The organism is Bacillus sp. Leaf49 (assembly GCF_001426125.1).
GTDB classification, from domain to species: domain Bacteria; phylum Bacillota; class Bacilli; order Bacillales; family Bacillaceae; genus Bacillus; species Bacillus altitudinis.
In genome coordinates this window covers 88,593-102,743 of sequence record NZ_LMRK01000025.1, presented here as the reverse complement: position 1 = coordinate 102,743, position 14,151 = coordinate 88,593, and the positions used below count along the sequence as shown (strand labels likewise).

The 14,151-nt window shown below is 42.8% G+C and carries 12 protein-coding genes; 8 read left to right on the top strand and 4 right to left on the bottom strand.

Annotated features, from left to right (window positions below):
* Positions 1-2 precede the first annotated feature (2 nt).
* Positions 3-1,268 (top strand): peptidase, encoded by a 1,266-nt coding sequence (locus tag ASG46_RS19005; RefSeq protein WP_056705677.1) that lies wholly within the window; start codon positions 3-5, stop codon positions 1,266-1,268.
* Between the two features lie 194 nt (positions 1,269-1,462).
* Here ASG46_RS19005 and ASG46_RS19000 read toward each other — a convergent pair whose 3' ends face one another.
* Positions 1,463-1,684, bottom strand: a complete 222-nt coding sequence (locus ASG46_RS19000; protein WP_008344274.1) for a YgaP family membrane protein — start codon at positions 1,682-1,684, stop codon at positions 1,463-1,465.
* 125 nt (positions 1,685-1,809) lie between these two features.
* Here ASG46_RS19000 and ASG46_RS18995 point away from each other — a divergent pair, with 125 nt between their 5' ends.
* Complete coding sequence (locus ASG46_RS18995) at positions 1,810-3,552, top strand: adenine deaminase C-terminal domain-containing protein (protein WP_017366759.1); 1,743 nt, start codon at positions 1,810-1,812, stop codon at positions 3,550-3,552.
* Between the two features lie 531 nt (positions 3,553-4,083).
* Positions 4,084-4,398: a YerC/YecD family TrpR-related protein gene (locus ASG46_RS18990; protein WP_007496879.1), complete on the top strand. Its 315-nt coding sequence runs from the start codon at positions 4,084-4,086 to the stop codon at positions 4,396-4,398.
* A 79-nt stretch (positions 4,399-4,477) separates the two neighbouring features.
* Here the strand turns inward: ASG46_RS18990 and ASG46_RS18985 are convergent, their stop codons facing one another.
* Together ASG46_RS18985 and ASG46_RS18980 are read right to left on the bottom strand one after the other, a co-directional pair.
* Positions 4,478-4,993 carry a DUF3916 domain-containing protein gene (locus tag ASG46_RS18985; RefSeq protein WP_056705673.1) on the bottom strand — a complete coding sequence of 172 codons (516 nt, stop codon included), beginning with the start codon at positions 4,991-4,993 and terminating at the stop codon, positions 4,478-4,480.
* Between the two features lie 93 nt (positions 4,994-5,086).
* A complete protein-coding gene (locus ASG46_RS18980) occupies positions 5,087-6,667 on the bottom strand; it encodes an FMN-binding glutamate synthase family protein (RefSeq protein ID WP_056705672.1) in 1,581 nt (526 codons plus the stop codon).
* 139 nt (positions 6,668-6,806) lie between these two features.
* Between ASG46_RS18980 and ASG46_RS18975 the strand changes: the two genes are divergently transcribed.
* Entirely contained in the window at positions 6,807-7,037 is a 231-nt protein-coding gene (locus ASG46_RS18975) for a hypothetical protein (protein ID WP_017366762.1), read from the top strand.
* Here the strand turns inward: ASG46_RS18975 and ASG46_RS18970 are convergent.
* Entirely contained in the window at positions 7,018-7,440 is a 423-nt protein-coding gene (locus ASG46_RS18970) for a DUF2283 domain-containing protein (protein ID WP_235562257.1), read from the bottom strand. The two genes, ASG46_RS18975 and ASG46_RS18970, sit on opposite strands and share 20 nt — an antisense overlap.
* 249 nt (positions 7,441-7,689) lie before the next feature.
* Between ASG46_RS18970 and ASG46_RS18965 the strand changes: the two genes are divergently transcribed.
* The 4 genes from ASG46_RS18965 to ASG46_RS18950 are packed head-to-tail and all read left to right on the top strand — an operon-like array spanning position 7,690 to position 13,916.
* Positions 7,690-8,382, top strand: coding sequence for a heptaprenylglyceryl phosphate synthase (locus ASG46_RS18965; RefSeq protein ID WP_008344257.1), 693 nt, complete (start codon positions 7,690-7,692; stop codon positions 8,380-8,382).
* A gap of 57 nt (positions 8,383-8,439) precedes the next feature.
* A complete protein-coding gene (gene pcrA, locus ASG46_RS18960; protein ID WP_056705666.1) occupies positions 8,440-10,662 on the top strand; it encodes a DNA helicase PcrA in 2,223 nt (740 codons plus the stop codon).
* A 44-nt stretch (positions 10,663-10,706) separates the two neighbouring features.
* On the top strand, positions 10,707-12,713 hold the full coding sequence (ligA, locus tag ASG46_RS18955; RefSeq protein ID WP_056705664.1) for an NAD-dependent DNA ligase LigA: 2,007 nt from the start codon (positions 10,707-10,709) through the stop codon (positions 12,711-12,713).
* Between the two features lie 15 nt (positions 12,714-12,728).
* Entirely contained in the window at positions 12,729-13,916 is a 1,188-nt protein-coding gene (locus ASG46_RS18950; RefSeq protein WP_056705661.1) for a CamS family sex pheromone protein, read from the top strand.
* The last annotated feature ends 235 nt before the right edge of the window (positions 13,917-14,151 follow it).

The window sequence follows — 14,151 nt, the reverse complement described above, 5'->3', positions numbered from 1 at the left end:
ACTTGCAGCCAATGACACGTATTAGAAACTGGATGAAAGAGCATCAGGATGAAGCCATTACGCTTCTTCAGCAAATGGTGCAATGTGACAGCACCCAAGGAAATGAAGAAGAGGTTCAGCAGATCGTGGCCAATAAACTGTCCGCCATTGGCTTTGATGTAGACGTTTGGGAAATTGGCGGCGATGAATTACTAGAGCATCCTTATTTTTATTCCCCGCGCCGATCTTTTCAAGGGAGTCCAAACGTTGCTGGGCGATTGAAAGGAAAAGGTGGCGGCAAATCGATTTTATTAAACGGGCACGTAGATGTGGTTCCGGCAGGATATACGAATCAATGGACATATCCGCCTTACAGCGGGCATATCATAAACGGGAGACTTTATGGACGCGGGGCAACAGATATGAAAGGTGGAAACGTTTCTTTACTCTTTGCGCTTGAGGCACTGCATGCGCTTCAGATTCCCCTGAAAGGAGATGTGGTGTTTCATAGTGTCGTCGAAGAGGAAAGCGGCGGAGCAGGCACACTTGCAGCAATATTGAAAGGGTACACAGCGGATGCTGCCATCATTCCAGAGCCAAGTCATATGAACATTTTTCCGATTCAGCAAGGATCAAAGTGGTTCAGGCTGCATATTAAAGGAAGGGCAGCTCATGGCGGAACAAGGTATCACGGTGTTTCTGCTATTGAAAAGAGCACGGTGGTCCTTTCTCATATAGCGGCACTAGAAAAAGAAAGAAATCAGCGAGTGACGGAGACGCTGTTTCAGCATATCCCGATTCCAATTCCAATCAACATTGGGAAAATTCAAGGCGGTGATTGGCCGTCCTCTGTCGCAGATCTTGTCACAATGGAAGGCAGGCTTGGTGTGATGCCAGGTGAGACAGTTGAGCAGGCAGAGAAGGAATTAGAAAATTGGATGACTGGACTCGCTGAAAAAGATGATTGGTTTCAAGAACATCCTGTGGAGGTGGAGTGGTTTGGTGCTAGGTGGCTTCCAGGGTCAATCGACTCTGATCACCCGCTTTTAGGTCTATTGAAGGAACAATATGAAGAGGTCATGCAGCACCCGCCAAAGGTAGAAGCCGCCCCTTGGGGGACAGACGGCGGATTACTGTCACAAGCAGCGGATATCCCAATCATTGTGTTTGGACCTGGAACGACAGAGCTTGCCCATTTCCCGAATGAATCTATTGAGATCAAACATGTCATTGAAGCAGCAGAAATCATTGCTGGTACGTTGGTCAAATGGTGCGAAGTAGCGGAGTGATTCACACACAAAAAAGGAGGCTGTCTACTCAGCCTTCTCCAGCGTGCAGATAAACCCTCGCATTCGCCTGCTGGTCTGTGCGCCGTTGCTCGCCCTTCCTAGACTTCAAAGGTTTTCATGTCACGCTGAAAGGAAGACAAAGAGCTAAAATAAAATTCATTTTAGCTCTTTGTCAACAATCTGAAGAAGGCTGTCTACTCAGCCTTCTCTTTATGTGTATTCTGCTGTTCACACATATAGGTCACTGGACAAAAACGAAGAATACCAGAGCCCAATTTTAATCCGCCGAGCATGATGCCAAAAAGCAGCATTTTACTCCATGGTTTTCGAGCATATAAGGATCCAGCTACAGTACATATCGTCATTCCGCAGGCAATTCTCATGAGCGCTTCCATTAAGCCAAGATTAGGTTTCATTGCAAGTGATTCTCCTTTTTTAAATTATTTTAAGTGTGATTTCAAGAAATTGTAACGTTTCATTAATGCGTAACGTGGTTCGTTATGTTACGATAGGGCTAATACAAATGAAGGAGAGTATGTGAATGTCCGAACGTACTTTTAATTGGAGAAACAATGACATCCGCACACAAATCGATGTAGTCGACTCAAAAATAGTTCCAACACTCCTTTTAACGAATGGACTCGTGCTAAACCCGTTTTTGAAGCAATGGGTGAAGGCAAATATTTGGATACATGATGATCGAATTGTTTATGTCGGAGCAGAGCTTCCTCAAAATAAATCAGCTAAACGTGTGATTGATTGTGAAGGTAAATACATTGTGCCGGGGTATATTGAACCTCACGCGCATCCGTTCCATATTTATAATCCCCAATCACTTGCAGAATATGTGTCTCAATTTGGCACAACAACGATGGTCAGCGATAACTTATTTCTTCTTTTGCAAAGCAATGAAAAGAAAGCGCTTTCCACTCTATGCGAATTAAAAAAGCAGCCATTTCAGTATTTCTGGTGGTCCAGATACGATCTTCAAACCGAGGTCAGGTATGAAGATGAGATGCTTCCTATTAACTATCGGAAAGAATGGATTGATCATCCCGACGTCCTACAAGGCGGCGAATTAACGAGCTGGCCAAGATTAATGGACGGTGATGATCTCATTTTATATTGCATGCAAGAAACGAAGAAGCAGAGAAAACGAATTGAAGGGCATTTCCCTGGGGCTTCTGAGAAAACGCTAACAAAAATGAAGCTGTTTGGAGCGGACAGTGATCATGAAGCAATGAATGCAGACGATGTGCTCAAACGCTTGTCTCTTGGCTATCATGTGTCCTTGCGTCATTCTTCCATCCGCCCAGATTTAGTGAACATTTTAAGAGAGTTGCATGAGCGTGACTTTAGGCACTACGATCACTTTTTCTATACAACAGATGGATCAGCACCTCATTTTTATGAAGAAGGCATGATCAATCGTCTCATTTCCATTGCCCTTGAAGAAGGCGTGCCTACTATTGATGCGTACAATATGGCAACCTTTAACATTGCGAAATACTATCAAATTGATGACTTATTAGGCGTGGTCGGTCCTGGCCGATTGGCTTCTTTGAATATTTTAGATGATCCGATGAATCCAAATCCAGAAACGGTGATTTCTAAAGGGGTGATCCTGAAATTAGAGGGGGAGAACCAGCATCAATTCCAAGAGACAAAATGGGAAAATGGCGGGCTCGAACCATTAGATTTAAGCTATGACCTGACGATGAGTGACTTGCAATTCTCAATGCCGCTCGGTGTCAAAATGCGAAATGCTGTCATTATGGAGCCTTATACAGTGGAGATTGATAACTCTGTCAATCAGCTGTCCTGTGACCATGATCAAAGCTTCTTCAGTCTGATTGATCGAAAAGGCGAGTGGCGCGTGAACACAATGTTAAAAGGATTTGCAAACAAGGTGCAAGGGTTTGTCAGCTCATTTTCAACCACTGGTGACATTTTAGTGATTGGGAAAAATAAAGATGATATGATGCTTGCTCATAAGCGAATGAAAGAAATTGGCGGGGGAATTGTGCTCACAGAAAACGGAAAGATTTTGCATGAAATCCCGCTGCAATTATCAGGCTGTGCATCAGCTGAATCGTTTGAAACGGTTCTTCAGCAGGAGCAAACGTTACGCGAGCTACTCATTGAGCGCGGGTATCCATTTGACTGCCCGATTGATACACTTGTCTTTTTCCAAAGCACACACTTGCCGTATATTCGGGTGACACCAAGAGGAATATTTGATGTCATGAAAAAAACTGTACTCTTTCCGTCTATAATGCGTTAAAATATAACAGAGTGGAGCTGTATCATATTTGCTAGATTTCTGACCGCTGTTATAGGGCAGGAGTGAGCAAAAGATCTCTTCGCTGCTAGATATGGTGACAAAGCATAGGGCTTTGACATGACGAATGAAGTGCCCAATTGTAAAATGAATCTGTCGGTTACGCTGGCCGACCAACATATTTTGAATAATCAAGCAAGGCGGGGCGCAGGTTTGTCGTCTCGCCAAGCTTTCTACACATACTGTTTTTTAGGGAAAGACCTAACAGAGCAGAAGTGTTCTAGATATCGGAGGCAAACAAGTTTGTCAGATTGTCGCACAAGGAATATGACAAAACTTGTCGAATTTGTTTACGATAAAGAAGCTTCGGCTTACGAAAGAACCTGATGGCATTTTCAGCGTAGAACCAAACCTGTCATGATTCGTTCAAAGCTCATTGCTGAGGTTGAAAAAAATGAGTCAGGAAAGATACCGCTTTCTCGGAAAAGTCAGTGCGGAGCGGTGTGCCAATAGTAAAGGAGAAGATGTATAAAGATGCAAATTGATAAATTAAGGGGCAAAAGCTTAGATCAGCTATTCAACTCCATCTTATCCCTTAAAGACCTGGAAGAATGTTATCGATTTTTTGATGATTTGTGCACCATCAATGAAATCCAATCTTTATCACAGCGTCTTGAAGTAGCGCGTATGCTTCGCGAGGGAAATACGTATCACAAAATTGAAACGGAAACAGGTGCAAGTACAGCCACTATCTCACGTGTCAAACGCTGCTTGAACTACGGAAATGATGCCTATACGATGGCACTTGACCGCGTAGCAGAGCAACAAGCAACGGACGAAACAAAATAAAGCAGCTTTCACTGCAAACATTCTTTATGATTTGTCGTTTTGAAGTTGAACAAATAGAGCCATTTCATTTGAAATGGCTCTATTTGATATCATCAAGTTCCCCCATAAACCATCGTTCACCTTCATAGGACACTTCATCGTCATCAGTGATTACTTCCTTAAAACCGATGGTTCGCATATTTTGCGCAACAGATAAATCCCATTCTTTTTGAATATTTCTCTGATCAGAAAGGGGAAGCCATGTCTGATACTCATCTTGTCTGTTGAAGAAATCTTTCACATAAGAATCCCCTTTAAACACAATGATTTGTGAATGCCATAATCCAGGCAGATCGACTGCGACCACGACACGATATATGTCCCCGTCGTTTGGTTTCAAATCAATGAGATGCTCAGCTCTATTCAATAGAGTTTGAATGCATAGACGTTTGATCTTTTTCGGTGTTCTGTTGGACGTCATAAAATCATAAGCCGCTGGTAAAGGCAGGTGCCAGTAGTCAGAAATATTCGCCGGAAACGACTGCGTATTTGCGTTCATTTCTTTTATGATCTGTTGAGTCTTTCGTTTCATACCGCGGATCTTTTTTTCACGCATACTCTTTCTCCTTATCAAAGATCTATTAAGTCTTTTATACGTGATTGCGCAAGAATGTCAACGAAAAAAGGTGCGGAAACGCACCTTTTTAAGCTAGACAGACTGCTCTGTGCCTGAGAACATAGGGACTTCACTTGTCTGACCGTTTTCTTGTCTAAAAATAATATGTTTTTCGTTAAAATGAATAGGTGATTCAATTCCAGCTGCTGCGCATAAATTAAACAAACCTTCTCTAAGGGACAGGATATAATTGCAGACTCGGTATTTCTTTTCTTCAATGGATAAACCTTTTTGCAGCTTTGGATCTGTCGTGGCAACCCCAACAGGGCATTTATTTGTGTGGCATACTTGCGCCCGAATACAGCCAACCGAGAACATCAATCCTCGTGCGATATTCACAAAATCTGCTCCCATGGAAAGGGCAATGGCAATTTTATCAGGGGAGAGAAGTTTACCAGACGCAAACAGCTTGAGTTGATCTCGAACCGCATATTTTTTCAAAATTTGATGGACCATCGGTAGTGCGGTGAAAATGGGCAGGCCTGCGGAATCAGCCAGTTCATGAAAGGAAGCACCTGTGCCACCTTCTCCGCCATCCACTGTAATGAAATCAGGATGTTTTCCGCTTTTTTTCATATAGAGAGCAAGCTCCTCGATATCTTCTTTATGTCCAACAACTAGCTTGATTCCAACTGGTTTTCCACCGATGTTTCGCAGTTGTTCAATAAAATCAAGCATGTCAGGAATGGAGTCAAACATCTCGAACCGGTTCGGACTGTCAATGGATTGGTGTGGCGGCAGTTTACGGATTTGGGCAATTTCCTCTGTGACTTTTTCACCATCAATGTGTCCCCCGCGTGTTTTCGCCCCTTGTGCCAGCTTGAGTTCAAAGGCTTTTACCTCATCATGCTCACTTTTTTTCTTAAACTCTTCAAATGAAAATGCGCCATCCTCTGTTCGAACCCCAAATAAACCAGGCCCAATCTGGCAAATGATATCGGCGCCCCCTTTGAGATGGTAAGGCGAAAGTCCGCCTTCACCTGTGTTCATCCATGTGCCGCCAGCCATTTTTAAGCCGGAGGATAATGCTGTAATGGCCCTGTCGCCTAAAGATCCGTAGCTCATGGCTGACTGACCTATCAGGCCTTTTACACGGAAAGGCTTTTGACATGTGTGCTCGCCTATCACTTGTACATCGTCTTGATGGAGATAGTAAGGTTTTGCTTCGACCTCTTTGGAATGTTCACTTCTTCTCAGTAAATTGTCTTGATCGATCTGATACACTTTTGTTTGGATTTTTTCAGATTGATCGATGCGTAACTCATCTCGCTGCTTTGGAAATAGGACGTTGCGAATATAGTAACCAGGCTTGTCAAAATCACGTTTTGATCCAAAGCCCATTGTCCGGCTTTTGTACTTCCCAGACATGACAGCTTGCTCGTATTCTCTTCTTGAGAAAGGAAGCTCCTCTCGATCATTTAGAAACAGATATTGACGAAGCTCAGGTCCTATTTTTTCAAAAATAAACCGTAGCTTTCCAATGACCGGATAATTTCGTAGGACAGAATGCTCTTCCTGTTTTTCATCTCGCATCCAAATCCAGATGAATAAAATGATTGGTATGATGAAAAAAATCACTAATAATGCGCCAATGACAATGAAAGTTGTTGTCACGAAAATCCCCTCTTTTCTCTATCATTACTGTTGTTATTCCACTTTTCATTGAAAGAGAAACCACTTCAACAGATTGTGACGTTTAGAAATGAAAAGGCGGGGTAACTTACAAATAAGATCATAAGGGGAGGGAACATACATGAATAAGCGTCCGAATGCGTATGTACTTGCAGGATTAGGGGTTGGTGGTGCAGTGTTATTAGCAGTGAAAAATAAACAGCATCTCAAAAAATGGGCAAGCATGTTCCGATCAGATGAAAAGGTTCCTGAAAAAGCTGGACACCCTGATCCATTAGATATTCAAGACAACAAGATGGTCGATGAAGGGGCCATGACATCTGTTCATTATTTTAATGAAGTGAGACAATAGCTTTAAAAAACCGTTTTGAATCAATCAAAACGGTTTTTTTTGTCTTTCTTTTGACATGATATTTAAGAGGATCGACAATGGTAAAACCAATCAGTCCATTGTGATCAGGCGTTGAGAATTGAAATTCAATGCCCGATAAATGATAGGTTGAGAGAACTTCCTGATCCGTAAAACGTAACGAAAGCTCGTCCTCATAAACGGGTGTGTGTTTCAACACCTCTGCTTCTTCTGCAAATAACTCCAGCCCAGCCACTCGGTCCTCTTTGTCGATGTCTACGTTCACACATTCATTCACGTCTAATTCAATGGTTTCTTTAATTGTCCCGATTCGAGGCGGGATGAGATAGATGTATCCGATGTTGATCGTTTGATCATATGTGATGGTTCTTTTCAAATCATTCACCTGCTTGGTCGATAGTAAAATGTTCCTTTCATGTATAATATCATGTGATGAGATGAAGTAGCTCTCATTTCAGTTCAGCATCGATCTATTTATCTCCCTCGCCTCTTGAATCATTCACCTCGCCTAAAGTGAAAATCGACTATTTTCAAAAGAATGAAACTTTTAGCTGAAGGAGGTTACCCATTTTTTGCGGTGTCTGATTTTGTTATAATATTTAAATGGAATGAAACGAATGGAGGAACGTTTTTCATGTATGATGTTACCGAGTGGAAGCATGTCTTTAAACTCGATCCAAATAAAGAGATTTCCGATGAACAACTTGAAGCGATTTGTGAATCTGGTACGGATGCCATTTTAATTGGTGGCAGTGACAACGTGACAGAAGACAACGTGCTGCAACTGATGTCAAAGGTGCGCCGCTTTCTTGTGCCATGTGTCCTTGAAATCTCGACACATGAGATGATTGTGCCTGGCTTTGACCTGTATTTTATCCCCACTGTGTTAAACAGCGCTCATCCTGATTGGATTGTTGGTCTGCATAAGGATGCGATGAAGGAATACGGTGATTTGATGTCAATGGAAGAGATTGTGCCGGAAGGATATGTCATCTTAAACGAAGAGTGTAAAGCGGCTAAGCTGACAGAGGCAAATACGGCACTGGATATAGATGACGTAAGGGCATATGCGAGAGTGGCAGAGCACTTGATGAAACTGCCCATCTTTTACTTAGAATACAGCGGAACGCTTGGAGATATAGAGCTTGTGAAAGAAACCAAAGCAGTGCTACATGAAACGGTTCTATTTTATGGCGGCGGTATTGAAAGCGAAGAGCAGGCGAAAGACTTTGCACAGCATGCAGACGTTGTCGTCGTGGGAAACGTCATTTATGACAATTTTAAAGAAGCGTTAAAGACAGTCGACGCAGTGAAAAAGTCATCATAGTCAAACAAGACGAAACGGGTTAAAATAGAACATAAGTTCGAATTGGCGGTGAATGAAATGAATGAAATATCGAATCATCTATTAAAAGGGCTGAATGACGCGCAGAAAGAAGCGGTCAAAGCAACAGACGGACCGCTGCTACTGATGGCAGGAGCAGGTAGTGGAAAAACACGAGTGCTCACGCATCGAATTGCGTATTTAATGGCAGAAAAGCATGTGGCACCGTGGAATATTTTAGCGATTACCTTTACAAATAAAGCAGCAAGAGAAATGCGTGAGCGTGTACAAGCCATTTTAGGGCCTGGTGCGGATGACATTTGGATCTCTACGTTCCACAGCATGTGTGTGCGCATTTTACGACGCGATATTGACCGTATTGGTGTGAACCGCAACTTTTCTATATTAGACACATCTGATCAGCTTTCAGTCATTAAAAACATTTTAAAAGAACGAAATATCGATCCTAAAAAGTTTGATCCACGTAGCATTTTAGGTTCAATCAGCAGTGCAAAAAACGAACTCATTGACGCAGAGGAATACGCAAAAACAGCCGGTGACTTTTACGATCAAGTGGTCAGCGACGTCTACACAGATTATCAAAAACGATTACTCAAAAACCAATCACTCGATTTTGATGATCTTATTATGATGACGATTCGTCTGTTTGAGCGGATCCCTGAAGTATTAGAACACTATCAGCGAAAATTTCAATACATTCATGTCGATGAGTATCAGGATACAAACAGAGCGCAGTACATGCTTGTGAAATTGCTCGCGCAGCGTTTTCAAAATATATGTGTGGTCGGTGACTCGGATCAGTCCATCTACCGCTGGCGTGGAGCGGATATTACAAACATTCTTTCCTTTGAAAAAGATTATCCGTCCAGTGAAGTGATTTTGCTTGAGCAAAATTACAGATCGACTAAACGTATTCTGAATGCCGCAAACACGGTCATTCAAAACAATTCAAACCGCAAGCCAAAAAACCTTTGGACAGAAAATGACGAAGGAGCGAAGATTGCCTATTACCGTGCGGATAATGAATTCGGTGAAGGTCAATTTGTCGCTGGAAAGATTCGTCAGCTTCATCAGAGCGGCAAGCGTAAATTATCTGATTTTGCGATCCTCTATCGAACGAACGCTCAGTCACGTGTCATAGAGGAAACGTTAATGAAGGCGAACATTCAATACAACATCGTCGGTGGCACGAAGTTCTATGACAGAAAAGAGATCAAGGACATTTTGGCATACTTACGCCTTGTGGCAAATCCAGATGACGATATTAGTTTTGCACGCATTGTCAACGTACCAAAACGAGGAATTGGGGCGACTTCTGTTGATAAAATTGCCGCATACGCAGAAATGAATGATCTCTCTATGTTTGAAGCACTTGGTCAGGTGGATTTCATTGGACTCAGTGCAAGAGCAGCCAATGCACTTGATGAGTTCAAACAGCTCATTGATCAAATGACAAATATGCAGGATTATTTATCTGTCACAGAATTAACGGAAGAGATCCTAGAGAAAACAGGCTATCGTGAAGCACTGAAGATCGAAAAAACGATTGAAGCACAAAGCCGTTTAGAAAATATTGACGAGTTTCTATCGGTCACTAAAAACTTTGAAGAACAAAATGAAGATAAATCACTTGTCACCTTCCTGACAGACCTCGCCCTCGTCGCAGACATTGATAAGCTGGATGAGGCTGAGGAAGAAGATCAGGATGCGGTCATTTTAATGACGCTTCACGCCGCAAAAGGGCTGGAATTCCCCGTTGTGTTCTTAATGGGCATGGAGGAAGGCGTCTTCCCGCACAGCCGTTCATTAATGGAAGATGCCGAGATGGAAGAAGAGCGCCGTCTTGCTTATGTAGGGATCACACGGGCCGAAGAAGAGCTTTATTTATCAAGTGCGAAGATGAGAACGTTATTCGGCCGGACGAACATGAATCTGGAATCACGATTTATCAGAGAAATACCAGCTGATTTATTGGACAACCTAAATGAGAAAAAAGAAACGAAAACACCGTTTGGCCAAACGAGAGAAAGACCGCAAAGACGAGGGCCTGTCTCACGTCCCCAAACGCAAACCATTCAAAACACAGGCGGCGGCAGCATTGGCTGGGCTGTCGGTGATAAAGCCGCTCATAAAAAATGGGGCGTTGGCACGGTTGTGAGTGTAAAAGGTAGTGGAGATAGTACAGAGCTTGATATTGCCTTCCCAAGCCCTACAGGCATTAAGCGTCTCCTTGCCGCCTTTGCGCCAATCGAAAAGCAATAAACTGATAGGACTGACAAAACGGATGAAGTGAAAGGAAGAAGCAGATGGATAAAGAAGCAGCGAAACGCCGGATCGAGGAACTACACCAGATTTTGAATCAATACAACTACGAATATCACACACTGGATCGTCCAAGTGTTCCTGACGCTGAATATGATGCGCGGATGCGTGAGCTGATCTCTCTGGAGGAAGAATACCCTGATTTAAAAGCAGCGGATTCACCCTCGCAAAGAGTAGGAGGTGCTGTTTTAGACGCCTTCCAAAAAGTACGTCACGGCACACCGATGCTCAGTCTCGGCAATGCGTTTCATGAACAGGACCTTCTTGATTTTGACCGCCGGGTTCGTCAAGCAGTCGGTGACGACGTCGCTTACAATGTCGAGCTGAAAATTGACGGACTCGCTGTTTCTCTCCGTTATGAAAATGGCGTGTTTGTCCGGGGTGCCACGCGGGGTGATGGGACAACAGGTGAGGATATAACCGAGAACCTCAAAACCATTCGTTCCATCCCGCTCAAAATCAATCGGCCTCTGTCGATTGAAGTGAGAGGCGAGGCATTTATGCCAAAACCTTCTTTTGAAGCCCTTAACGAAAAAAGATTACAAAACGAAGAAGAGCCGTTTGCGAACCCGCGTAATGCGGCTGCTGGCTCACTTCGTCAGCTCGATACGAAAATTGCAGCGAAACGAAACCTTGATATCTTCGTCTACAGTATAGCGGAGCTTGATGAAATTGGTGTTAATACGCAAAGCGCAGGACTTGATCTTCTCGATGAGCTTGGCTTTAAAACGAACAAAGAAAGACGGATGTGCCAAACCATTGAAGAAGTGATCGACCTCATTGAAACACTGAAAACAAAGCGTGCTGATTTCTCATACGAAATCGATGGCATTGTCATTAAAGTCAATTCATTGGCACAGCAAGAAGAACTAGGCTTCACAGCAAAAAGTCCACGCTGGGCTGTTGCGTACAAATTTCCGGCCGAAGAAGTCGTGACGAAGCTGATTGATATTGAACTAAGTGTGGGACGTACTGGCGTCATCACACCAACAGCGATTCTTGAGCCTGTAAAAGTCGCAGGAACGACAGTGCAGCGTGCTTCTCTTCATAATGAAGATTTGATCAAAGAGAAGGATATCCGCCTTTTTGATCAAGTGATTGTCAAAAAAGCGGGCGATATTATCCCAGAGGTTGCAGGGGTCCTTGTTGATCAGCGAACAGGAGAAGAAAAGCCGTTTCACATGCCGACTGAATGTCCAGAGTGTCAAAGTGAGCTGGTCAGAATTGAAGGAGAAGTGGCGCTTCGGTGCATCAATCCACAATGCCCCGCTCAAATACGTGAAGGACTCATTCACTTTGTGTCTCGTAATGCGATGAATATTGATGGGCTAGGCGAGCGAGTCATTACACAACTTTTCAAAGAACAGCTTGTCTCTCGTGTATCAGACCTTTACCGTTTAACAAAAGAAGAGTTGATTCAGCTAGAACGAATGGGCGAGAAATCAGTCGATAACTTACTGCGTTCGATCGAGCAATCGAAAGAAAACTCTCTTGAACGTTTATTGTTTGGACTTGGTATTCGATTTATTGGTTCTAAAGCAGCGAAGACATTGGCCATGCACTTTGAGGATATCGATCAGTTAAAACAAGCAACGAAAGAACAATTACTTGAAGTAGATGAAATTGGTGAAAAAATGGCCGATGCAGTCGTCACGTACTTTGAGAAAGAAGAAATACTAGATCTGCTAAATGAACTAAAAGAACTTGGGGTCAATATGACCTACACAGGGCCAAAACCGGTGAAAGTAGAAGAAAGTGATTCCTACTTTGCAGGAAAAACGATTGTGCTGACGGGGAAATTAGAAGAAATGTCTCGTAATGATGCAAAGGCAGCGATCGAAGCATTAGGCGGCAAGTTAGCAGGTAGCGTAAGTAAAAAAACAGACTTAGTCATTGCCGGCGAAGCAGCTGGAAGTAAGCTGACAAAGGCAGAAGAACTCAATATTGAAATTTGGGACGAAGCCAAAATGCTCGAGGAGCTAAAGAAATAAGAGGAGTGTTTTCTATTGAAAAAGTTGCTATTGCTGCTGACAATGCTCACACTGGTATTGTCAGCGTGTGCACCTTTTGGGGGAAAGGATGAGGAAGAGGTCACACAAAAAACGGATGAAACGAAAGAAACAGCGATCATCCCAATGTACAACATCTCTGATTCCTATTACAAAATGGTGCTGCCGTTTAAACAAGGAGCGGCAAGAGGACTAACTGCAGAGCGTCTCAATACACGCTTAGACATTGATGAATTTGAAACAGGACTCATGCGCCTGGCAACAGAATCATTCAATACAAACGATTATCTGTTCCAAGAAGGACAGCATTTAGATGAAGATACTGTTCTCAGCTGGCTTGCCCGCAAAAAAACAGGCAGTGATCTGAAAAAAGCTGAAAAAGAAGACAAAGACTTTAAGAACTTAGGCTTAAACCCTGCTCTTCCAAACTCAGGTTCAACAAAGTCAAAAAATGAAAGTAGTCCAATCTACTTAGCTTCCATGTTAGAGCATAATTACTTAATCAGAAAAGATAAAAATAGCTTACAGCTTGGCGGGGTTGTCATCGGTCTTGCGCTTAACTCTGTCTATTATTATCGCGAAAATATCGGAGATCCTCAGCAAGAGGTGACCATCGATTCATCGAAGAATTCAAAGAAACTTTTAGCAGAGGGCGAAAAAATTGCGGAACAAGTCATTAAACGACTTCGTCAAATGGACGGACTGCAAAAAGTCCCAGTCATGATTGCTCTTTATAAACAAGCACCAAAATCATCTATTGTTCCAGGAAACTTCATCGCTAAAACTGATGTAAAAGCAGGATCAGCTGATATTGGCAGTTGGGATACGATTAAAGAAGAGAATGTCTTCTTCCCTTCAGATAATGCCAAGAGCAGCTACAAAGATGATTCAGAGCGATTTGACCGCTTCAAGACAAAGGTAGAAGACTACTTCCCGAATTACACAGGTGTGGTAGGCAAAGGTTTCTATAAAAACGGGAACTTGCAAAAAATGAAAGTAGAAATTCCAATGCAATTCTACGGAAAAACAGAAGTCGTGGCATTCACGCAATACTTAACAGGTGAAGTCATGGATTACTATAAGAGCACCAATATAGAAATCAACATCACCTCTTCTGATCAGCAAGAAGCCCTCATCACAAAAAATGCTGAAGATAAAGAACCAACGGTCCATATATATGACTAAATAAAAACCGCCTTTTGGCGGTTTTTAGCGTGTAGACAAACCATCGCATTCTTTGTCAGTCCTGCGTGCTGGTGCTCACGAATGTGACATTCGCTCCGCGCCAGTACTCGTCCTTCCTAGACTTCAAAGGTTTTCTATCACGCTGAAAAGAAGACAAAGGGCTAAAATCAAGTTCATTTTTGCCCTTTGTCAACCATCTGAAAACCGCCTTTTGGCGGTTTTTTATTTCTAATTA

Excerpts from the sequence above, each read along its gene's own strand:
- ASG46_RS18995 (WP_017366759.1), top strand. The coding sequence starts at position 1,810 with ATGTCCGAACGTACTTTTAATTGGAGAAACAATGACATCCGCACACAA.
- ligA (WP_056705664.1), top strand. The coding sequence starts at position 10,707 with ATGGATAAAGAAGCAGCGAAACGCCGGATCGAGGAACTACACCAGATT.
- pcrA (WP_056705666.1), top strand. The coding sequence starts at position 8,440 with ATGAATGAAATATCGAATCATCTATTAAAAGGGCTGAATGACGCGCAG.
- ASG46_RS18975 (WP_017366762.1), top strand. The coding sequence starts at position 6,807 with ATGAATAAGCGTCCGAATGCGTATGTACTTGCAGGATTAGGGGTTGGT.
- ASG46_RS18985 (WP_056705673.1), bottom strand. The coding sequence starts at position 4,993 with ATGCGTGAAAAAAAGATCCGCGGTATGAAACGAAAGACTCAACAGATC.
- ASG46_RS18965 (WP_008344257.1), top strand. The coding sequence starts at position 7,690 with ATGTATGATGTTACCGAGTGGAAGCATGTCTTTAAACTCGATCCAAAT.
- ASG46_RS18990 (WP_007496879.1), top strand. The coding sequence starts at position 4,084 with ATGCAAATTGATAAATTAAGGGGCAAAAGCTTAGATCAGCTATTCAAC.
- ASG46_RS19000 (WP_008344274.1), bottom strand. The coding sequence starts at position 1,684 with ATGAAACCTAATCTTGGCTTAATGGAAGCGCTCATGAGAATTGCCTGC.